The 19,175-nt window shown below is 69.7% G+C and carries 22 protein-coding genes; 9 read left to right on the top strand and 13 right to left on the bottom strand.

The genetic code is table 11. The features are described 5' to 3' along the window. Positions 1-84: 84 nt before the first annotated feature. Positions 85-540, bottom strand: coding sequence for a peptidylprolyl isomerase (locus KK7_RS0100865; RefSeq protein ID WP_010542757.1), 456 nt, complete (start codon positions 538-540; stop codon positions 85-87). A 118-nt stretch (positions 541-658) separates the two neighbouring features. On the opposite strand from KK7_RS0100865, the gene mgtE reads away from it, so the two are divergent. Together mgtE and KK7_RS0100875 are read left to right on the top strand one after the other, a co-directional pair. Then, complete coding sequence (gene mgtE / locus KK7_RS0100870) at positions 659-2,062, top strand: magnesium transporter (protein ID WP_010542758.1); 1,404 nt, start codon at positions 659-661, stop codon at positions 2,060-2,062. A gap of 36 nt (positions 2,063-2,098) precedes the next feature. Further along, entirely contained in the window at positions 2,099-2,500 is a 402-nt protein-coding gene (locus KK7_RS0100875; protein ID WP_010542759.1) for a DUF1489 family protein, read from the top strand. Positions 2,501-2,630: 130 nt separating this feature from the next. Here the strand turns inward: KK7_RS0100875 and KK7_RS0100880 are convergent, their stop codons facing one another. After that, a complete protein-coding gene (locus tag KK7_RS0100880; RefSeq protein WP_010542760.1) occupies positions 2,631-3,608 on the bottom strand; it encodes an NAD(P)H-dependent glycerol-3-phosphate dehydrogenase in 978 nt (325 codons plus the stop codon). Then, positions 3,605-4,636 carry a tRNA (adenosine(37)-N6)-threonylcarbamoyltransferase complex transferase subunit TsaD gene (gene tsaD / locus KK7_RS0100885; protein ID WP_010542761.1) on the bottom strand — a complete coding sequence of 344 codons (1,032 nt, stop codon included), beginning with the start codon at positions 4,634-4,636 and terminating at the stop codon, positions 3,605-3,607. Before tsaD ends, KK7_RS0100880 begins: the two co-directional genes overlap by 4 nt. Before the next feature lie 105 nt (positions 4,637-4,741). On the opposite strand from tsaD, the gene hemC reads away from it, so the two are divergent. Genes hemC through KK7_RS0100915 form a run of 6 tightly spaced genes read left to right on the top strand, consistent with a single transcriptional unit; the run spans position 4,742 to position 10,039 of the window. Beyond that, on the top strand, positions 4,742-5,647 hold the full coding sequence (gene hemC, locus KK7_RS0100890) for a hydroxymethylbilane synthase (RefSeq protein WP_029622571.1): 906 nt from the start codon (positions 4,742-4,744) through the stop codon (positions 5,645-5,647). Next, a complete protein-coding gene (locus tag KK7_RS0100895) occupies positions 5,644-6,306 on the top strand; it encodes a uroporphyrinogen-III synthase (RefSeq protein ID WP_010542763.1) in 663 nt (220 codons plus the stop codon). The genes hemC and KK7_RS0100895 overlap by 4 nt, the downstream gene beginning before the upstream one ends. A gap of 32 nt (positions 6,307-6,338) precedes the next feature. Further along, positions 6,339-7,232: a hypothetical protein gene (locus tag KK7_RS0100900; RefSeq protein WP_010542764.1), complete on the top strand. Its 894-nt coding sequence runs from the start codon at positions 6,339-6,341 to the stop codon at positions 7,230-7,232. Between the two features lies 1 nt (position 7,233). Then, a complete protein-coding gene (locus KK7_RS0100905) occupies positions 7,234-8,418 on the top strand; it encodes an acyl-CoA dehydrogenase (protein ID WP_010542765.1) in 1,185 nt (394 codons plus the stop codon). Then, positions 8,418-8,936 (top strand): GNAT family N-acetyltransferase, encoded by a 519-nt coding sequence (locus KK7_RS0100910; RefSeq protein ID WP_010542766.1) that lies wholly within the window; start codon positions 8,418-8,420, stop codon positions 8,934-8,936. Before KK7_RS0100905 ends, KK7_RS0100910 begins: the two co-directional genes overlap by 1 nt. Next, a complete protein-coding gene (locus KK7_RS0100915; RefSeq protein ID WP_010542767.1) occupies positions 8,933-10,039 on the top strand; it encodes a CaiB/BaiF CoA transferase family protein in 1,107 nt (368 codons plus the stop codon). The genes KK7_RS0100910 and KK7_RS0100915 overlap by 4 nt, the downstream gene beginning before the upstream one ends. A 130-nt stretch (positions 10,040-10,169) precedes the next feature. On the opposite strand, the gene KK7_RS0100920 is transcribed toward KK7_RS0100915, so the two are convergent. Continuing rightward, on the bottom strand, positions 10,170-10,826 hold the full coding sequence (locus KK7_RS0100920; RefSeq protein ID WP_010542768.1) for a COQ9 family protein: 657 nt from the start codon (positions 10,824-10,826) through the stop codon (positions 10,170-10,172). A gap of 39 nt (positions 10,827-10,865) precedes the next feature. Then, complete coding sequence (locus KK7_RS0100925) at positions 10,866-11,771, bottom strand: DMT family transporter (protein WP_029622573.1); 906 nt, start codon at positions 11,769-11,771, stop codon at positions 10,866-10,868. A gap of 55 nt (positions 11,772-11,826) precedes the next feature. Here KK7_RS0100925 and KK7_RS0100930 point away from each other — a divergent pair, with 55 nt between their 5' ends. After that, positions 11,827-12,942, top strand: coding sequence for an alkene reductase (locus KK7_RS0100930; protein WP_010542770.1), 1,116 nt, complete (start codon positions 11,827-11,829; stop codon positions 12,940-12,942). On the opposite strand, the gene KK7_RS19845 is transcribed toward KK7_RS0100930, so the two are convergent. The 8 genes from KK7_RS19845 to gltX form a co-directional block, all read right to left on the bottom strand. Beyond that, the gene (locus KK7_RS19845; RefSeq protein WP_010542771.1) at positions 12,930-13,268 is read right to left on the bottom strand and encodes a hypothetical protein; all 339 of its coding nucleotides are present in this window, start codon (positions 13,266-13,268) and stop codon (positions 12,930-12,932) included. The two genes, KK7_RS0100930 and KK7_RS19845, sit on opposite strands and share 13 nt — an antisense overlap. A gap of 166 nt (positions 13,269-13,434) precedes the next feature. Further along, positions 13,435-13,854: a 6,7-dimethyl-8-ribityllumazine synthase gene (ribH, locus tag KK7_RS0100940; protein ID WP_010542772.1), complete on the bottom strand. Its 420-nt coding sequence runs from the start codon at positions 13,852-13,854 to the stop codon at positions 13,435-13,437. After that, entirely contained in the window at positions 13,854-14,990 is a 1,137-nt protein-coding gene (gene ribB, locus KK7_RS0100945) for a 3,4-dihydroxy-2-butanone-4-phosphate synthase (RefSeq protein ID WP_010542773.1), read from the bottom strand. Before ribB ends, ribH begins: the two co-directional genes overlap by 1 nt. Then, positions 14,977-15,585 carry a riboflavin synthase gene (locus KK7_RS0100950; RefSeq protein WP_010542774.1) on the bottom strand — a complete coding sequence of 203 codons (609 nt, stop codon included), beginning with the start codon at positions 15,583-15,585 and terminating at the stop codon, positions 14,977-14,979. Before KK7_RS0100950 ends, ribB begins: the two co-directional genes overlap by 14 nt. Beyond that, positions 15,585-16,550, bottom strand: a complete 966-nt coding sequence (gene ribD, locus KK7_RS0100955) for a bifunctional diaminohydroxyphosphoribosylaminopyrimidine deaminase/5-amino-6-(5-phosphoribosylamino)uracil reductase RibD (RefSeq protein ID WP_010542775.1) — start codon at positions 16,548-16,550, stop codon at positions 15,585-15,587. Before ribD ends, KK7_RS0100950 begins: the two co-directional genes overlap by 1 nt. Next, positions 16,547-16,894, bottom strand: a complete 348-nt coding sequence (locus tag KK7_RS0100960) for a hypothetical protein (RefSeq protein ID WP_010542776.1) — start codon at positions 16,892-16,894, stop codon at positions 16,547-16,549. Before KK7_RS0100960 ends, ribD begins: the two co-directional genes overlap by 4 nt. A gap of 73 nt (positions 16,895-16,967) precedes the next feature. Further along, entirely contained in the window at positions 16,968-17,639 is a 672-nt protein-coding gene (locus tag KK7_RS0100965) for an energy transducer TonB (protein WP_010542777.1), read from the bottom strand. A gap of 91 nt (positions 17,640-17,730) precedes the next feature. Next, positions 17,731-19,062, bottom strand: coding sequence for a glutamate--tRNA ligase (gene gltX, locus KK7_RS0100970; protein WP_010542778.1), 1,332 nt, complete (start codon positions 19,060-19,062; stop codon positions 17,731-17,733). Between the last annotated feature and the right edge of the window lie 113 nt (positions 19,063-19,175).

Genomic DNA, 19,175 nt, shown 5'->3' on the forward strand with positions numbered 1-19,175 from the left:
GCGGTGCCATCCCGCCGCAGGTTTCGTCGCCCCACCGCCGCAACAGCCCCTCCCACCTCAGCGAAGCGGGAGGGGATACACGCATCACGCCTCGGTGCGGGCCTTGACGATCTTGCCCGGAGTCGCGGGCGGCTCGCCCTTCGGCAGCGCGTCGACATGCTCCATGCCGTCGACGACTTCGCCCCAGACGGTGTACTGGCCGTCGAGGAAGCTGGCGTCGTCGAGGCAGATGAAGAACTGCGAATTGGCGCTGTTCGGGTTCATCGTGCGGGCCATCGAGCAGACGCCGCGGGCATGGCGCTCCTTCGAGAATTCCTGCGCGAGGTCCGGCTTGTCCGAGCCGCCCATGCCGGTCCCCGAGGGATCGCCGCCCTGCGCCATGAAGCCGTCGATCACGCGGTGGAAGATCACGCCGTCGTAAAAGCCTTCGTCGGCGAGGCCGGCGATGCGCGCGACATGGTTCGGCGCGAGGTCCGGGCGGAGGCGGATGCGGACATCGCCGGTATCGAGCGTGAGAACGAGCGTGGTGGGTTCGGCCATGGGGCACCTCTTCTATAAATCCGGGACCAAGCCCTAGGCGGAGCGCTGCCGACTTGCAAATCCGGGCGTGCGGTGGCAGCGCGCCCCACACGAGGGCCGCAGCACGGGAGGTCGGACGGTGAGCGAGACCGAACTGCAGGAAGAGGCGACCGCACCCGAGAGCCAGCTGGACGAGGACGATCGGCTCAAGCCCGAATTCGTCAGCGCGGTGCTCGAGGCGGTCGATCAGGGCGATCCCGAGGCCGCACACGCGCTGGTCGCGCCGCTCCATCCCGCCGACATCGCCGACCTGATCGAGCTGGTGCCGGCCGAGCAGCGCGCCGACGTCGTCACCGCCATTTCCGACCTGATCGACGGCGATGTCCTCGCCGAGATGAACGACTGGGTGCGCGAAGCGCTGGTCGACGCGCTTGAGCCGCATCAGGTGGCCGATATCGCCGCCGAGCTCGACACCGACGACGCGGTCGCGATCATCGAGGACATGGACGTCGAGGACCAGCGCGAGGTGCTTCGCGCGCTCGACCCCGACGACCGCGCCGCGATCGAGGAAGCGCTGTCCTTCCCGGAGGAATCCGCCGGCCGCCTGATGCAGCGCGAGCTGATCGCGGTGCCCGAGCACTGGACCGTGGGCGACGTGCTCGACTATCTGCGCGGCAATGACGAACTGACCACCGATTTCTGGGAAATCTTCGTCGTCGATCCCTCGCACAAGCCGATCGGCACCTGCGAACTTTCCTGGATCCTGCGCACCCCGCGCGGGATCACGATCAGCGACGTGATGAAGCGCGAGCAGACGCTGATCCCGATCGACATGGACCAGGAGGAAGTGGCGCTGCGCTTCCAGAAATACGCGCTGATCTCGGCCGCCGTGGTCGATCTGAGCGGCCGGCTGGTCGGCATGATCACGGTGGACGACATCGTCCACATCATCTCGCAGGAAGCCGGCGAGGACATTCTCCGCCTGTCCGGCGCGGGCGAGGGCGACATCAACGAGCCCGTACTGCTGACGGTGAAGACCCGGCTGACCTGGCTGTTCGTCAATCTCGGTACGGCGATGCTCGCCGCCTCGGTCGTCGGGCTGTTCCAGGGCGAGATCGCCAAGTTCGCGCTGCTCGCGGTGCTGATGCCGATCGTCTCGGGCATGGGCGGCAATGCCGGCACCCAGACGCTGGCGGTGGTGGTGCGCGCGATCGCGACCAACCAGCTGACCGAATCGAACACGCTCCGCATGATCCTGCGCGAGCTGCGCATTGCCGCCGCCAACGGCGCGACGCTGGGGCTGGCGATCGGGGCAGGGACGATGCTGGTCTATGGCATTCCCTGGCTGGCGGCGGTGATCGCCGCGGCGATGGTGATCAACAACCTGATTGCCGGCCTCGCAGGGGTGCTGATCCCGGTGACGCTCGATCGGCTGCGGGTGGACCCCGCGGTGGCATCGGCGGTGTTCGTGACGATGATGACCGACGTGATGGGATTCTTTTCGTTCCTCGGTCTCGCGACGCTGGTGGGGCTGGGCGGCTGACTTGATCGGGGCCGTGGGATTGCCCAAATCAGCCGCGTGCCACTCCATCTCACCAAGGTCGCCTTTGCGTGCGACAGCGTCGACTTCCTGCGCGAACGTCTGGAGGCGCGTGCGGCGCTGGGCGGCGTCGCGCTGACCACGCGCTATCTGCCGAAACGCCACGAGGAGATCGACGGCGGATCGCTGTTCTGGATCCTCAAACACCAGCTGGTCGGCCGCTCGCCGATCCTTGGCTTCGGCGAGGCCGATGGCGGCCGCACCGCGATCCTGCTGGAGCCCAAGCTGGTGCTGGTCCAGGCACGACCCAAGCGCGCGCACCAGGGATGGCGCTATCTGGAAGCCAAGGACGCGCCGCCGGATCTGGGCGATCTGGACGGGGGAGCGGACGAACTGCCGCCGGCGCTGATGGGCGAGCTGGCGGGGCTGGGGCTGCTGTAGCTTCCGTCCTTAAGCCCCTCCTCCTTGGAGGTGGGGTTTGGGGGTGGAGGGATTCCAGACCGGTTGTTGGTCTCTGCGAGACACTGCCCCACCCCAACCCCTCCCCTGAAGGGGAGGGGCTAAGTACGGCTCAAACCGCTTCCGCCCGGAGCGGCCGGCTCAGCAGTGCGTCGATCACCTCGGCCACCGGTGCGCCTTCGAGCAGCGCGTTGACTGCCAGCGCAACCGGCATTTCCACACCTGCCTCCGCTGCCGCTTCCCGCAGCACCGGCGCGGTGAAGGCGCCTTCGGCCACGGTCTTGCGGTCCGAGAGCAGCTCGGCGGCGCTGCGCCCTTGTCCCAGCCCGACGCCCAGCGAGAAATTGCGTGAATTGGTGGAGGAGCAGGTGAGGACGAGGTCGCCCAATCCCGAAAGCCCGGTCAGCGTCTCCGCCTGGGCGCCGCGCGCCAGACCGAATCGGGTCATTTCCGCAAAGCCGCGCGCAATCAGTGCCGCGCGCGCGTTGAGGCCAAGGCCGGCGCCCTCCACCACCCCGCAGGCGATGGCGAGCACGTTCTTCACCGCCCCGCCTATCTCCGCGCCGATCACATCGGCCGAGGCATAGGGGCGGAAGGCTGGGGCGCCGAGCCGCTCCACCAGTCGGGTGCGCAGCGCGGCATCCTCGCAGGCGAGCGTCACCGCGGTCGGCTTCCCCGCTGCCACCTCATGCGCGAAGGTGGGGCCGGACAGCACCGCGATCGGCGCCCTGGGGGCGACGCTGCGCGCCACCTCGCCGACCAGCAGCCGCGTCCCCGCCTCGATGCCCTTGGCGCACAGCACCAGCGGCGTGGTCCCCACCGCCGTTTCCGCCAGCACCGCGCGGACATGTTGTGCCGGCGCCACCACCAGCAGCGCGTCGCAGCCGCCGAGGTCGCCGAGGCTGCCGGTCGCGTGGATACTGGGGGAGAGCGGCACGCCGGCGAGGAACTGGCGGTTCTCGTGGTCGGCATTGACGCTCGCCACCACCTCCGGCTCGCGCGCCCAGAGCAGCACCGGCTCGGTGCCGCGTGCCGCCACCTGCGCAAGCGCTGTTCCCCAGGCGCCGCCGCCGATCACCCCGATCTTCATGCCTTCACTCCTGCGCCGCGTACCTTCTCCGCATCGGGATCGAGCGGCCAGCGCGCCCGCGCCGGGGTGTCGAGCGGATCGGTAAGCCCCTGGGCGAAGCGCTCGGCCCCGGCCCAGGCGATCATCGCCGCATTGTCGGTGCACAGCCAGAGCGGCGGCGCGACGAAGCGGAGGGCGTGTTCCGCCGCGAGCGTTTCCAGCGCGCCGCGCACCGCCTTGTTCGCGGCGACACCGCCGGCGACGACCAGCGCGCTCGGCTGCACGGTCACGCTCGTCAGCGCGCGCCGGGTGCGATCGACCAGGCAATCGACCACCGCCTGCTGGAACGAGGCGGCGAGATCTTCCGCGCTATAGTCGTTCACGGCACGGGCGACGGCGCTCTTGAGGCCCGCGAACGAGAAATGCGGCTCGCCCGATCCGACCAGCGGGCGGGGCAGGGGCACCGCCCTGGGATTGCCGCGCATCGCCGCCTGCTCCACCGCCGGGCCGCCGGGGAAGCCGAGGCCGAGCAGCTTGGCGGTCTTGTCGAACGCCTCGCCCGCGGCATCGTCGATCGTGGTGGCGAGCCGGCGATAGCGGCTGACGCCTTCCACCAGCAGCAGCTGACAATGCCCGCCCGAGACGAGCAGCAGCAGATAGGGAAATTCCAGGCTCTGGTCGCCCAGGCGCGGCGAGAGGGCATGGCCCTCCAGATGATTCACCGCCACCAGCGGCTTGTTCGCGGCGAGCGCCAGCGCCTTGCCGGTGACGAGGCCCACCATCACCCCGCCGATCAGCCCCGGCCCGGCGGTGGCGGCGATCGCATCGACCTGGTCGAGCGTCACGCCCGCTTCTTCCAGCGCCGCCTCGACCAGCGGCCCCAGCATCTCGACATGCGCGCGCGCGGCGATTTCGGGGACGACACCGCCATAGGGCCGGTGCGCCTCTTCCTGCCGCGCCAGCTTGTGCGCGCGGATGGTGCCGTCGCTTTCCACCAGGGCCGCCGCGGTTTCGTCGCAGCTCGATTCAAGTCCGAGGATGAGTGCCATGCTCCTCCTCTACGCCGCTTGGCGGCCGGGTCCAGAGGCGGACGGCGTTTGGCTCCGCGAAGACCCCCATTGCCCTTGCTTCGCCGCGACCGTAGCACCGGCGCCATGACTGCATTCCGCATCGGCACCCGCGGCTCCCCGCTCGCCCTTACCCAGGCCCATATGGTTCGCGATGCGCTGAAGGCCGCACACGGGATCGAGGGCGAGATCGTGGTCGTGCGCACCACCGGCGACAAGGTGCAGGACCGGCCGCTCGCCGAGATTGGCGGCAAGGCGCTGTGGACCAAGGAGCTGGATCGCGCACTGCTGGAAGGCGAGATCGACTGCGCGGTGCATTCGATGAAGGATGTCGAGACGCTCCGCCCCGAGGCCATCGCCATCGCCGCGATGCTGCCCCGCGCCGATGTGCGCGACCGGCTGGTCGGCGCCGAATCGCTTGCCGCGCTCAAACCAGGCGCGGTGATCGGCACCGCCTCGCCCCGGCGGGCCGCGCAGGTCAAGCGCCACCGGCCGGACGTCTCGACCGTTCTGTTCCGGGGCAATGTCGATACGCGGCTTGCCAGGCTGGCGGCGGGCGAGGCGGATGCGACGCTGCTCGCCTCGGCCGGGCTGGAACGGCTGGGGCGGCACGATGTCGGCCATGTCCTGCCGACCAACGTCATGCTGCCGGCGCCGGCGCAGGGCGCGGTGGGAATCGAGGCGCGGGCCGCCGATACGCGCACGCTCGCGCTGCTCGGGGCGATCGATCATCCGAAGACCCGCGCCTGCGTGATGGCCGAACGTGCCCTGCTGGCGGCGTTGATGGCCGATTGCCACTCGCCGGTCGCGGCGCTCGCCACGCTCGAAGGTGCGATCCTTACGATCGAGGCGGAACTCTTTTCGGAGGACGGCAGCGCCCATGTGCACGGCATGATCGAAGGCGCGCCGGAGGATCCGATGCTCCCCGCGGCGCTTGCCCGCGACCTGCTCGATCGTGCGCCGGACGCGGTGCGCGCGCTGTTCGCCGGATGAGCCGGCCCATCGCGGTGCTGCGGCCCGAGCCCGGCAACCGCATCACCGCCGCCGCCATCGAGGGCCGGGGACGCACCGCGATCCGCCTGCCGCTGTTCGCGACGCGTCCGCTCTCCTGGCGCGTGCCCGATCCGGCGGCGTTCGATGCGCTGATCCTGACGAGCGCGAACGCGGTACGGCTGGCGGGAAGCGGACTCGACGCCCTGCGGGGCCTTCCCGTCCACGCGGTGGGCGACGCGACCGCGTCGGCGGCGCGCAGGGCGCATTTCGATGTCGTGTCGGTCGGGCAGGCCGGGGCTGCCGCGCTCGTCGAACAGGCCGGCGCGGCGGGGGTCCGCCGTGCGCTCCACCTCGCCGGGCAGGAGCGGACGCTGGACGCCGGCGGCATCGTGGCCGAAATCGTGCCGGTCTATGCGAGCGAGCCGTTGCCGATTGCCCCGGAGGCGGTCGCCGCGCTCGCCGGCAGCATCGCGCTGGTGCAATCGGCCCGTGCCGGGGAACGCCTGGCCGAGCTCGTCCCGGACCGCGGCGCGATCGTGCTTGCGGCGATCAGCGCGGCGGCGGCGGCGGGTGCGGGCACCGGCTGGCGGGCCGTCGCGATCGCACCGCGACCCGAGACCGAGGCGCTGATCGACCTCGCCATCGCGCTCGCCGATTGACCGCAGGGGCTCACCCGGCGAAAAGGGCGCCCATGAGCGACGAGCCCCTGGCGCCCGAGCCGGTCCGAACCCTGAGTCCGCGCCGTAACCGAATGATCCCCGTCGGGCTGGGCTTCCTCGCCGGCGCGGCGCTGACGGCCGGTGCGATGCACTATGCCGCCCCACATCTAGCGACCCCCGCCGAGCCTTCTGCGAAGCCCGCCGCCTCTCCCTCCCCGGCCCCGCCGGCGCTGAAGATGCCGCCGCCGGTGCTGCCGCCGGCGACGGACGTGGCGACGCTCGATGCGCGGGAGAGTGCGCTGGCCGCCCGGCTGGATGCCCTGGAAGTGCAGCTGCGCCAGGCCGACGAGAGCGCGCGCAATGCCGCCCAATATTCCACCCAGGCCGAACGGCTGATGGTCGCGGCCGCGGTGCGGCGCGCGGTCGAGCGCGGGCAGCCGCTGGGCAGCCTGGAGCAGCAGCTGCGCGCCCGGTTCGGCGGGGCGCATCCGCAAGCGGTTGGCGCGATCGTCACCGCGGCGGCCGATCCGTTGACGCTGGAGGACCTGCGCATCGCGCTGGATACCATCGCGCCGCGGCTCGGCACCGGGCCGGACGACAGCATCTGGGTGCGCTTCCGCGCCTTTGTCGGCGACCTGTTCGTGCTCCACCAGGCCGGCGTGCCGAGCCCGCGCCCGGCCGAGCGCCTGCGCCGTGCCCGCAGCGCGCTGGCCGCCGGCAATGTCGAGACCGCAATCGCCGAAGTGGCGCACATGCCGGGCGCCTCCGTGGCGGAGGGCTGGACCAGCGCCGCCACGCGCTATGTCAACGCCCGCAAGGCATTGGACGAAATAGAGAAGGCGGCCGCTGCAACGCCGCCCAAACCCCCGGTCGTGGCGCCGGCACCCGCCCCCGCCCCGGCACCGGAGACACCGAGGAACGACTGAAATGGCAGAGATGGGCCGGTTCGACTGGCAGGATCCGTTCGGGCTCGACGGCGAGCTGACCGACGAGGAACGGATGGTGCAGGGTGCCGCACGCGACTACGCACAGGGCGAGCTGCTCCCGCGCGTGACCTCCGCCTATCTGGAGGAACGCTTCGACCGCGAGATCATGGCCGAGATGGGCACGCTGGGCCTGCTCGGGCCCACGATCCCCGAAACCTATGGCGGCGCCGGGCTCGGCTATGTCGCCTATGGCCTGGTCGCGCGCGAGGTGGAGCGGGTCGATTCGGGCTATCGCTCGGCGATGAGCGTGCAGAGCTCGCTCGTCATGCACCCGATCCACGCCTATGGTAGCGAGGAGCAAAGGCGGAAATACCTGCCCAAGCTGGCGAGCGGCGAATGGGTCGGCTGCTTCGGCCTGACCGAGCCCGATGCCGGCTCGGACCCCGCCGGCATGCGCACCCGCGCCGAGAAGATCGACGGCGGCTACCGGATCACCGGCGCCAAGATGTGGATCACCAATTCGCCGATCGCCGACGTGTTCGTCGTCTGGGCGAAGAGCGACGCGCATGACGGCGCGATCCGCGGCTTCGTGCTCGAGCGGGGCATGAAGGGGCTTACCAGCCCCAAGATCGAGGGCAAGCTGAGCTTGCGCGCCTCGGTGACCGGCGAGATCGTGATGGACGGGGTGGAAGTGGGCGAAGACGCGCTGCTGCCCAACGTGCAGGGGCTGAAGGGCCCGTTCGGCTGCCTCAACCGCGCGCGTTACGGCATCGCCTGGGGCACGATGGGCGCGGCCGAGGCCTGCTTCCACGCCGCGCGGCAGTACACGCTGGACCGCCACCAGTTCGGCCGGCCGCTGGCGGCGACCCAACTGGTGCAGCTCAAGCTCGCCAATATGCAGACCGAGATCGCGCTGGGGTTGCAGGCGGCGCTGCGCTGCGGGCGGATGTTCGACGCGGGCACGCTGGCGCCTGAGGCGATCAGCATCATCAAGCGCAACAATTGCGGCAAGGCGCTGGAGATCGCCCGGGTTGCGCGCGACATGCATGGCGGCAACGGCATCTCGGCCGACTTCCATGTGATCCGCCATGCGATCAACCTCGAGACGGTGAACACGTACGAGGGCACGCACGACGTGCACGGGCTGATACTCGGCCGGGCGATCACCGGCATCGCGGCGTTCTGATGGCGCCCGATCGGCAGCCGGTGCTGGAGGGCGAGCTTGTCCGCATCCGGCCGATGACGGAAGCCGATCGGGAGCCGCTCTATGCGGTTGCCAGCGATCCGCTGGTCTGGGAGGTCCACCCCGCCCATGATCGCTGGCAGCGGCCGGTGTTCGATGCCTTTTTCGAGGCCTGCCTGACCAGCGGCGGCGGGCTGACCATCCTCGACCGGGCGAGCGGCACCGTGATTGGCGCCTCGCGCTACGACAATTGGGTGCCCGAGGCCGACGAGATCGAGATCGGCTGGACCTATATCGCCCGCGCCTATTGGGGCGGGCGGTACAATCGCGAAATCAAGACGCTGATGCTCGCCCATATCCACGCGCAGGTCACGACCGCGACCTTCATGGTGGGGGCGAACAATATCCGCTCGCGCCGGGCGATGGAGAAGATCGACGGCGTGCTGCGCCCTGGCACGCATCCACGCATCATGGCGGGCGTGGAAAAGCCGCACGTCGTCTACGAGATCCGGCGCCCGTGAAGCCGCTCGCCGGCATCAAGGTCGTCGAGCTTGCCCGCATCCTCGCCGGGCCCTGGTGCGGGCAGCTGCTCGCCGATCTGGGGGCCGAGGTGGTCAAGGTCGAGCGGCCGGGGGCAGGGGATGATACCCGCCATTGGGGCCCGCCCTTCCTCCATGATGCGGAGGGTACGAACCGAGATGCCGCCTATTTCCACGCATGCAATCGCGGCAAGACGAGCGTGGGCATCGACATCGCCACGCCCCAGGGACAGGCGGCCGCCCGCGCGCTGATCGCCGATGCCGATGTGGTGATCGAGAACTACAAGGTCGGCGGGCTGGTGAAATACGGGCTCGATGCCGCCAGCCTGCGCGCCGCCAACCCGCGGCTGATCGTCTGCTCGATCACCGGCTTCGGCCAGACGGGCCCCTATGCGGCGCGGGCCGGCTATGACTTCATCATCCAGGGCATGGGCGGGGCGATGAGCCTCACCGGCGAGCCCGACGGCGCGCCGCAAAAGGCGGGGGTCGCCTATGCCGACATCTTCACCGGCGTCTATTCGGCCGTCGCGATCCTCGCCGCGCTGCGTCGGCGCGACGTGGAGGGCGTGGGCGCGCATATCGACATGGCGCTGCTCGATACGCAGGTCGCGGTGCTCGCCAACCAGGCGCTCAACTGGATGGCGAGCGGGAAGGTGCCGCACCGCATGGGCAACGGCCATGCGAATCTGGTTCCTTATCAGGCGTTTGCCTGCCGCGACGGCGAGCTGATCGTCGCGGTGGGCAATGATTCGCAGTTCGCCAGGCTGTGCGCGATCCTCGGCCTCGATCTGGCGGGCGATGCGCGGTTTGCGACAAACCCGGCGCGGGTGACCAATCGCGACGCGCTGATCCCGCAACTCGCCCGCGCGATCCTCGATTGGGCCAAGGCGGATCTGTACGAGGCGCTGGAGGCGCAGGGCGTGCCGGCGGGGCCCATCAACCGCGTCGACGAGGTGTTCGCCGATCCGCAGGTGATCGCGCGCGGCATGGCGATCGTGCGTGACGGGCTGCCGGGCCTTGCCAGCCCGATCACGATCGACGGCGAACGCATGGTCGCCGAGCGCGCGAGCCCGGCGCGGCCCTGAGCTGGCGCTCGCCACCAGCCCTCATCCCGGCGGAAGCCGGGATCCATTCGCTACTAGGTGCAAGCAGGAGCCGGCACGAAGACCCCAATGGACCCCGGCTTTCGCCGGGGTGACGAGAAGAGGGGGCACCTCAGATCGCCGGGTAGCGCAGCCGGCCGATGAAGCGGGAGAGGCTCGGGCGATTGCTGGTGCGATTCACGAACCCGGCCTTGGCCTTTTCGAAGCGCATGATTCCGTCGATCCGGCGGCCGAGAAAGGCGCGGGTATCCGCCCATTCCTCGCTCTCGTCCTGCACGAACACCGCGATGGTCGCGGCATAGACGCTGCCGAGCGTCATCCGCTTGGTATAGTGATTGTAATCGGTCGCGGTATCGCCCGCCGCGCGCCACATGGCGTCCGCTGCGCGCCAGCCGAGCTTGCTCGCTCGGCCCAGATTCTGCGGCATGGCGAGGATCGCCAGCGCCCGGCGCAACGCGTCGCGATACGGGGCGAGCAGCGCCAGCCGCGCCTCGACCAGCGCGGCAATGCGCGCGCGGATCTTCATGCCCGCCAGCGTCTCGGGCGAGAGTTCGTCGAGCATCGTGCGATCGATATGCGCGAACCAGGCGTCGATCATCGCCAGCGGACCATCGGCGAAGGCGAGTCGCGCCATGTCGCGGTCGACGCCCATGCCATCGGCGGTGGCGTCGAGCGCACGCTGGTTCCAGCCATCGAAGGCGGCGTTGGCGGCAAGCGACGGCGCAAGCGCCGCGCGCAGTTCGTCGAGGGTGGCGTCGGCGAGATCCATGGGCCTGATCTAGGCGCGAAGCCGCGCCCCGGCAACCGCCTACCCCTTGGGCCGTACCCCGCCCTGGCGGACCAGCACCAGCGCCGCGGCGACCAAGCCTGCGCCGAACAGATCGGCGGCGGCGAGGCGTTCGTCGAAGATCACCCAACCCAGCGCCGCACCCACCGCCGGCTGCACCAGCAAGGCGATGCCGATCACCAGCGGCGAGAGATGGCCGAGCGCGTAGATCATGCAGCCCTGCCCGATCAGCTGGCTGACGATGGCGAGCGCGAGCAGCGGCCACCAAAGGTGCGGCACGATCTGCTCGCCCATCGCCAGCGCGATGACGAGCAGCGGCGGGATGGTGGCGAGCGAGGACAGCGCCAGCGCCGGCACCGGCGCGATCGTCGCCCGTACCCGTGCCATCAGCGCGAAATAGACGGCATAGAACACGCCCGCGAGCAGGCAGAACAGGTCGCCCGCGAGATGCTGCGACGAAAGCTCCGCCGAACGGCCGAGCAGCAATGCGCCACCGATTCCCGCCAGCAGCAGCGCCGCGCCCTGGCTCTTGCTCGGCCAGGCGCGTGCCACCACGAAGCCGTAGATCGGGAAGATCAGCGACGCCGAATTGCCGAACAAGGTCGAATTGGCGAGCGTGGTGCGGACGATGCCGATGTGCCAGCTCGCCAGGTCGAGCGCGAACACCACGCCGGCGATGCCGAGAATCCACCAGCGGCCCCGGCCGGCGGCGATCGGCCGCTCCCCCATGGCGGCAGCCGCCGCGAACAGGATCGGCGTGGCGATGATCAGCCGCCAGAACGCGGCCGACACCGGGCCCACATCGGCCATCCGCACGAACAACGGGCCGGTGGCGAGCGCGGTGTTTGCGACGAGCGCTGCAATTAGCGCGGTCGCAACATGGCTTCGTGCCGGGGAAGTTTTTGTTGTCGGTGCGTTGCGGTGCATGGCGCCCTGTAGCGCCCTATCTGCCCGAAGTCACAAACAGCATGAGGGAATTTCAATGCCCAGCCTGTTCGATCCGATTCAGATCGGCGCGATCCACGCCGCCAATCGCGTGTGGATGTCGCCGCTCACCCGCGGCCGTTCCACCCGCGGCCATGTGCCGACGCCGATCATGGCCGACTATTACCGCCAGCGCGCCAGCGCCGGGCTGATCATCAGCGAGGCGACCGGCATCAGCCAGCAGGGGCTGGGCTGGGCCTATGCCCCCGGCATCTGGAGCGACGCGCAGGTCGAGGCGTGGAAGCCGATCACCGCGGCGGTGCACGAAGCCGGCGGCCGAATCGTCTCGCAGCTATGGCACATGGGCCGGCTGGTCCATTCGGACTTCCTCGGCGGCGAGCCGCCGGTCTCCGCGTCGGCGACGACGGCACCCGGCGAGGTCCGCACCTATCCGGCGGAGGATTCGGGCGAGATCAAGCGCCCCTACACCCAGGCCCGCCCGCTGCGCACCGACGAGATTCCCGGCATCCTCGCCGATTACGAACGCGCCGCCCGGAACGCGATCCGCGCCGGCTTCGACGGGGTGCAGATCCACGCCGCCAATGGCTATCTGATCGACCAGTTCCTGCGCGACAATGCGAACTTCCGCGAGGATGCCTATGGCGGATCGATCGAGAACCGCATCCGCCTGCTGCGCGAGGTGAGCCAGCGCGTGGTGGACACGATCGGGGCCGACCGTACCGGCGTGCGGCTGTCGCCCAATGGCGAGGTGCAGGGCGTCAACGACAGCAACCCGGCTCCGCTGTTCGAGGCCGCAGCCGCGGCGCTCGACGATATCGGCGTGGCCTTCCTCGAGATGCGCGAGCCGCGTCCCGGCGGCAGTCGCGGCGAGCCCGACCAGCCGCCGATCCACCCGGTAATGCGCAAGGTCTTTTCCGGCGTGCTGGCGCTCAACTCGGACTATGATGCCGAAAGTGCCCAGGCCGCGCTCGACGCGGGCGAGGCCGATGCGATCGCCTTCGGCCGGACCTTCCTCGCCAATCCGGACCTGCCGCGCCGCCTGCGCGAGGGGCTGCCGCTCAATCCGCAGCGCGAGGAACTCTTCTATGTCGGTGGGGCCGAGGGCTATACCGACTATCCGACTGCCGACGAACTGGCGCTTCAATCGGCCTGATCGAAGCCGTCCAGCCAGCGGGTGCTGGCCTCGCGCAAGGCTTTACGAGTCCTTTGCGGGGTCAGCACTGCCGCCAGAAGGAACGGGAACCATGGCCAGAACAGGAAGCTGCCGGTGACCAGCAACGCGATGAGGACCGCGCCGCCGAAGCGCAGCCCCGCCAGCCGCGAATGCGCGGTGTAGTTGAGCTTGATCGTCCGCGGCGCCCTGGCGTCGAACCAGCTGCGGGTGACAAAGCTGTCCGGCGTGGCCTTGCGCGGCTGAAACCCGAACCTCCAGCCCTGCGCATCCCCTCCGCCTGTCTGAGGGGATGGAGGAGGCGCCATCCTCGGCTCCCGTCGTTTTCGACGGCCCTCCCCGCGACCGACCCCTCCCGCGAGCGGAAGGGGAGAATTGGGTTGAGAAACCTCGCGCCCGGTAGCGCGATCCACCACGACCAGCCGCCGCCCCCGCTCTTCTACGCGATAGCGGGAGGGCGGCATGTCCATAGGATCAGCCGAACTTGCCCTTGAGCGCCAGCATCGCCAGCGCCGCCTTGGCCGCCTCGCCGCCCTTGTCCTTCTGCTTCGGATCGGCGCGGACCAGCGCCTGCGCCTCGTTCTCGACCGTGAGGATGCCGTTGCCGATCGCGACGCCGTCCATCGACAGCGCCATCAGCCCGCGTGCGCTCTCGCCCGCGACGATCTCGAAATGATAGGTCTCGCCGCGGATCACCACGCCGATCGCGACGAACGCGTCGTAGCGGCCGCTGTCCGCCGCCAGCGCGACCGCGCCCGGGATCTCCAGCGCGCCCGGCACCGTGATCACCTCGGCCTTGTGGCCCGCCGCCTCGATCGCGGCCTTGGCGCCGGCGATAAGCAGGTCGTTGAGATGCTCGTAGAAGCGCGCTTCGACGATGAGGATGGTGGCCATTATTGCTCCGGATCGATGGGACGCGTGCCGGCGATCGACAGGCCATAGCCGTCGAGCCCGATCAGCGTGTGATGGGTGTTGGAGAGCAGGATCATCTCCTGCACGCCGAGTTCGGTGAGGATGGTCGCGCCGACGCCGTAATCGCGCAGCTCGTCCATCGCCTTGGGCGGGATCGCGCCGCTGCGGGTCTGCAGCGCGACGGTATAGCCGTCGGGGCGAGGGCGGTTGATCACCACGATCACGCCGGCGCCTTCCTTGCCGATGATCTCCATCGACTTGCGCAGCAGCCCGCCGCGCGGGCCGCCTTCGCCGAACACGTCGGCAAAGGGCGAGAGCGCATGCATGCGCACCAGCGTCGGCTTGTCGGGATCAATCTTGCCCTTGACCAGCGCGACCTGCTCGCTGCCGGTCGCCTTGTTCCAGAAGGTGAGCGCGCGCCACTCGCCGCCCCATTCGCTGGTGAAGCTCGCCTCGGCGCGCTGCTCGACGAGGTGATCGTGGCGGCGGCGATAGGCGATCAGGTCGCGGATCGTGCCGATCTTGAGGTTGTGGAGCTGGGCGAAGCCGACGAGATCGTCGAGCCGGGCCATCGTCCCGTCGTCCTTCATGATCTCGCAGATCACGCCGGCGGGGTTGAGCCCGGCGAGGCGAGCAACATCCACCGCCGCCTCGGTATGGCCGGCACGGACCAGCACGCCGCCGTCCCGCGCGACCAGCGGGAAGACATGGCCCGGCGTGACGATGTCGGCGCGGTCCTTGGTGCCGTCGATCGCCACCGAGATGGTGCGGGCGCGATCGGCGGCGGAGATGCCGGTGGTCACGCCTTCCTTGGCCTCGATCGAGACGGTGAAGGCGGTTTCGTGCCGGGTGCCGTTGGCACGGCTCATCAGCTCGAGCCCGAGCTTGTCGACGCGCGCCTTGGTCATCGCCAGGCAGATCAGGCCGCGGCCGTATTTGGCCATGAAGTTGATCGCGTCCGGGGTCGCCATCTGGGCGGGGATGACCAGGTCGCCCTCATTCTCGCGATCCTCGTCATCGACCAGGATGAACATGCGGCCGTTGCGGGCCTCGTCGATCAGTTCCTCGGGCGAGGAGAGGAAGCCGTGCTTGAGCGCGGCGAGTTCAGCCTTTGGCACGCAATGCCTCCATGCGCTGGAGATAACGTGCCAGCACGTCGATCTCCAGATTGACCGCCTGGCCTTCCGCCAGCGTGGCGAAAGTGGTGACGGCCGCGGTGTGGGGAATGATGTTGAGGTGGAATTCGACGCCTTGCGGGGTATCGTCCACCGCGTTGACCGTCAGCGACACGCCGTCGACGGTGATCGAGCCCTTGGGCGCGACATAGGGGGCGATCTCCGGCCCCGCCGCGATCACGACATGGTGCGAGCCGTCGATCGCCTCAATGAGCTTCACCCGGCCGACGCCGTCGACATGTCCGGTGACGATATGCCCGCCCAGTTCGTCGCCCAGGCGCAGCGCGCGCTCCAGGTTGAGCTTGCGGCCGGTGGTCCACAGGTCGTCGGCGGTGCGCGAGACGGTCTCGCCCGACACGTCGAAGTCGAGCCAGCCCGGCCCCTTGTCGACCACCGTCAGGCACACGCCCGAACAGGCGACCGAGGCGCCGAGATCGATCTCGTGGGTGGGATAGGCCGTCGACACGCGCACGCGCAGGTCGCCCTGGCGCTCTACCGCGTCGATCGTGCCGACATCGCTTACGATTCCGGTGAACATCAGTTGCGCTCGTAGACCTCGAACCGATCGCTGCCAAGCACACGAGAGTCCAACAGGCGCCAGCGATCATGCGCCTCGGACAATGCGGCGAGGCCGAACGCCTCGATCGCGGGTTTGCCGCCGCCGATCAGGATCGGGGCGCGGTAGAGCAGCAGCCGATCGACCAGGTCGGCGCGGAGAAAGGCGGTGGCCGCCCTGGCGCCGCCTTCGACCATCAGCGTGTCGATGCCGGAGAGGTGGCGGATGTCGGCGATGTCGGCGATCCGCTCCCAGCCCGGCGGTGTCGGGCCGGTCGAGGACAGCAGGATCCGCCGGGGCGACCGATCGGCAAGGCCGGGCAGGCGCACGTCCAGTTTCGGCACATCAGCGAGAAAGGTGCCGCGGCCGACCAGAATGCCGTCGTGCCGGGCGCGCTCCAGATGCGTGTGGGCGCGGGCGTGCGGGCCGGTGATCCACTTGCTCTCGCCGGTGGATAGCGCGATGCGGCCGTCGAGCGAGGTGGCGAGCTTGAGCGTGACGTGCGGGCGGCGCTTGGCGAGACGCGTGAGGAATCCGGCTAGGCTGCGCCGGGCCTCGGCCTCCATCAGGCCGGACTCCACAGCGATCCCGGCGTCCCGCAGCCGAGCGAAGCCGCTGCCGTCGGTCCGGGGGTCCGGATCGCGAAGCGCCGCGACCACGCGGGCGACCCCGGCGGCGATCAGCAGATCGGCACAGGCGGGGCCCCGCTCGGAGAGATGGGCGCAGGGTTCCAGCGTCACGTACGCGGTGGCCCCGCGCGCCGCCGCGCCGGCCTGGGCCAGCGCCATCGCCTCGGCATGGGGGCGGCCGCCGGGCTGGGTCCAGCCGCGCCCGATCACCCGGCCATGCCGCACCAGCACGCAGCCGACAGCGGGGTTGGGCGCCGTCCGCCCCCGCCCGCGCTCGGCGAGCCCGAGCGCCGTCGCCATCCAGCGCGCGTCGTTCAAATTCCGTGCTTCTTCAGCCAGTCGTCATACTTCTTGAATTCGGCCTGGCGCTTTTTCTGGCGCTCTTGGAAGGCCGCTTCCTCTTGCAGGCGCTTGGCCTCGTCGACCTTCTGCTTGGCGCGGATCTCTTCCTCGGTGCGGGTGATCGGCCAGCTGTCGACGTAGATGATGTTCTTCTTGTACGGCATCGGCACGTGCGAGTCCTTCACGAACACCACGATGACGCCGAAGGTGACGACCAGCGCGAGCATCATGAACCAGAGTTCGTGGCGCTTGCGCGTCGCCAGATAGCCGCGCAGGTCGCGCAGGGCCCGGAGCGGCGAGATGTACTTGAGGAAGGTCATCGGTGGCCGAAGATAGGGACGCGGAGGCTGCAGGGCCAGCCCCCGCGTCCACGCCGCCGAAACCAGGGGCGGATCAGCGGGCGTCTTCGATCCGGAAACGAACGGTCATGGTCTTCCAGCTCTCTTCCGGCACCCCGCCGCGCGTGGCAGCGCGGAAGCGCCACTTGCCCAGCGCCTGGCGCTTGGTGACCGCGAAGAAGGCATCGCTGGTGGCGCTGACCGGCTCCACCGCCTTCACCCGGCCGTCGGTGCCGATCAGCACCCGCAGCGTGACCAGCCCGTCGCGCTGGGCGCGGATTTCCTGGCTGGGGTATTCGGGCTGGAAATCCTGCGCATAGCGGGGATCGGTGGTCGCGCCGATCAGTGCAGGCACCGCCTTGGGGGGATCGAGGACGGTCACCGGGCCGGTATCGGCCGGCTTTGCGATCGGCGGTAGCGTATCGGGAAGGATCGTGGTGGTGCGGATGCTGGTCTCGCTGGTCGTTTCCACGATCGGCTTGTCGGCGAAGGGCGGCTGCGACGTGCGCGGCTGGATCTTCTCCACCGGCTTGGGCTCATCGATCGGCGGCGGCGGCGGAATCTCGCGAATGTCGATCGGTTGCATCACCGTTTCCGGATCCCGGAGCACGACGATGTTCGGCGCGGCGAAGATCATGCCCGCAAGGATCGCGCCGTTGATGGCGAGTGCGGCCCCGAAGCTGACCGATCGCGGGGCGCTGGCATGATAACGGGAATCGGCATGCATGATTGTAGCACTCCTTCTCCAACACCGGTCTCTGAACGCCGGATGAAAGAGATGGTACAACGTTACATGAATGTCGTAAAGATGGAACGGCTCAGCCTGTGGCCAGCCGTTCCAGCGCACGATCCTTGCCGATGAGGGGGAGCAGCGCGGCCATGTCCGGTCCGTGGTCGCGTGCCGTCAGCGCGCGGCGGAGCGGCAGGAACAGCGCCTTGCCCTTGCGGCCGGTGGCGGCCTTCAGCGCATCGGTGAGCGCGCGCCAGGGATCGGCCGACCAGTCGAGCCCCGCGGCCACCGCCCGCGCCTGGGCGAGGAACGCGCGGTCCTCGTCCGCCACCGGCGGCGCGGCGATCGGGCCTTCGACCACCGCCCACCAGTCCGCCGCCTCGGCGACGGTGGTGAGGTTCGGCCGGATCGCCTCCCATCCCGCCGCGTCGATGCCGGCCGGCAGCCGATCGGCGACCGCGGCATGCGGCAGCTGGTGAACGATGCGGGCGTTGATCTGGGCGAGTTCGGCCTCGTCGAACCGGGCCGGTGCGCGGCCGAATCGTCCGAAATCGAAGCTCGCGATCAGCGGCGCCGGATCGGCGAAGGCCTCGACCGGGTCGCTCGTGCCGAGCCGGGCGAGCAGCGCGATCAGCGCCTGGGGCTCGATGCCGGCCTCGCGGAAATGGTCGATGCCCAGCGAGCCGAGCCGCTTGGACAGCTTGCCCTCGTTGCCGGTCAGCAGCGCCTCGTGCGCGAAGCTCGGGGTGGCGCCGCCCAGCGCGGTGAACATCTGGATCTGGCTCGCGGTGTTCGAGACATGGTCCTCGCCGCGTACGACATGGGTGACGCCCAGATCGATGTCGTCGATCACGCTCGGCAGCAGGTAGAGCCAGGATCCGTCGGCGCGGCGCACCACCGGATCGCTGAGCAGCTTCGCCTCGAACCGCTGGGGCCCGCGCACCAGATCGTCCCAGCCGATCGCCTCGTCGTGATCGAGCCGGAAGCGCCAGTGCGGGCGCACGCCTTCGGCCTCCAGCTTGGCGCGATCGGCATCGGTCAGCGCCAGCGCGGCGCGATCATAGACCGGCGGCAGGCCGCGACCGAGCAGCACCTTGCGCTTGAGCTCCAGTTCCTGCGCGGTCTCATAGGCGGGATAGACCCGGCCATCGGCGACGAGCTGGGCGAATCGCGCTTCGTAGCGCTCGAATCGGGCCGACTGGCGCTCCTCGGCATCGGGCGTCAGGCCCATCCAGGCGAGATCCGCACGGATCGACTCGACAAAGCGTTCCTCGGAGCGCGCCTGATCGGTATCGTCGATCCGTAGCAGGAAGGTCCCGCCATGGCGGCGCGCGAACAGCCAGTTATGCAGCGCGGTCCGCAGGTTGCCGACATGCAGCGTGCCGGTGGGGCTGGGGGCGAAACGGGTAACGACGGTCATGTGTGGGGCCTAGGCTGGCACACCCCGCGTCGCAATGCCCTCTTTGCGTCACGGAAACGTCGCACTAAAGGGCGCGGGCATCGGGACATCGCGAGCGGCTCAGGAGGCCAGCA

The organism is Sphingomonas elodea ATCC 31461, assembly GCF_000226955.1.
Lineage (GTDB): Bacteria > Pseudomonadota > Alphaproteobacteria > Sphingomonadales > Sphingomonadaceae > Sphingomonas > Sphingomonas elodea.

Excerpts from the sequence above, each read along its gene's own strand:
- KK7_RS0100895 (WP_010542763.1), top strand. The coding sequence starts at position 5,644 with ATGAGCCGGCCCATCGCGGTGCTGCGGCCCGAGCCCGGCAACCGCATC.
- KK7_RS0100880 (WP_010542760.1), bottom strand. The coding sequence starts at position 3,608 with ATGAAGATCGGGGTGATCGGCGGCGGCGCCTGGGGAACAGCGCTTGCG.
- KK7_RS0100865 (WP_010542757.1), bottom strand. The coding sequence starts at position 540 with ATGGCCGAACCCACCACGCTCGTTCTCACGCTCGATACCGGCGATGTC.
- tsaD (WP_010542761.1), bottom strand. The coding sequence starts at position 4,636 with ATGGCACTCATCCTCGGACTTGAATCGAGCTGCGACGAAACCGCGGCG.
- KK7_RS0100905 (WP_010542765.1), top strand. The coding sequence starts at position 7,234 with ATGGCAGAGATGGGCCGGTTCGACTGGCAGGATCCGTTCGGGCTCGAC.
- KK7_RS19845 (WP_010542771.1), bottom strand. The coding sequence starts at position 13,268 with ATGGCGCCTCCTCCATCCCCTCAGACAGGCGGAGGGGATGCGCAGGGC.
- KK7_RS0100910 (WP_010542766.1), top strand. The coding sequence starts at position 8,418 with ATGGCGCCCGATCGGCAGCCGGTGCTGGAGGGCGAGCTTGTCCGCATC.
- hemC (WP_029622571.1), top strand. The coding sequence starts at position 4,742 with ATGACTGCATTCCGCATCGGCACCCGCGGCTCCCCGCTCGCCCTTACC.
- KK7_RS0100920 (WP_010542768.1), bottom strand. The coding sequence starts at position 10,826 with ATGGATCTCGCCGACGCCACCCTCGACGAACTGCGCGCGGCGCTTGCG.
- KK7_RS0100925 (WP_029622573.1), bottom strand. The coding sequence starts at position 11,771 with ATGCACCGCAACGCACCGACAACAAAAACTTCCCCGGCACGAAGCCAT.
- KK7_RS0100965 (WP_010542777.1), bottom strand. The coding sequence starts at position 17,639 with ATGCATGCCGATTCCCGTTATCATGCCAGCGCCCCGCGATCGGTCAGC.
- KK7_RS0100960 (WP_010542776.1), bottom strand. The coding sequence starts at position 16,894 with ATGACCTTCCTCAAGTACATCTCGCCGCTCCGGGCCCTGCGCGACCTG.
- KK7_RS0100900 (WP_010542764.1), top strand. The coding sequence starts at position 6,339 with ATGAGCGACGAGCCCCTGGCGCCCGAGCCGGTCCGAACCCTGAGTCCG.
- ribH (WP_010542772.1), bottom strand. The coding sequence starts at position 13,854 with ATGGCCACCATCCTCATCGTCGAAGCGCGCTTCTACGAGCATCTCAAC.
- KK7_RS0100950 (WP_010542774.1), bottom strand. The coding sequence starts at position 15,585 with ATGTTCACCGGAATCGTAAGCGATGTCGGCACGATCGACGCGGTAGAG.
- gltX (WP_010542778.1), bottom strand. The coding sequence starts at position 19,062 with ATGACCGTCGTTACCCGTTTCGCCCCCAGCCCCACCGGCACGCTGCAT.
- KK7_RS0100930 (WP_010542770.1), top strand. The coding sequence starts at position 11,827 with ATGCCCAGCCTGTTCGATCCGATTCAGATCGGCGCGATCCACGCCGCC.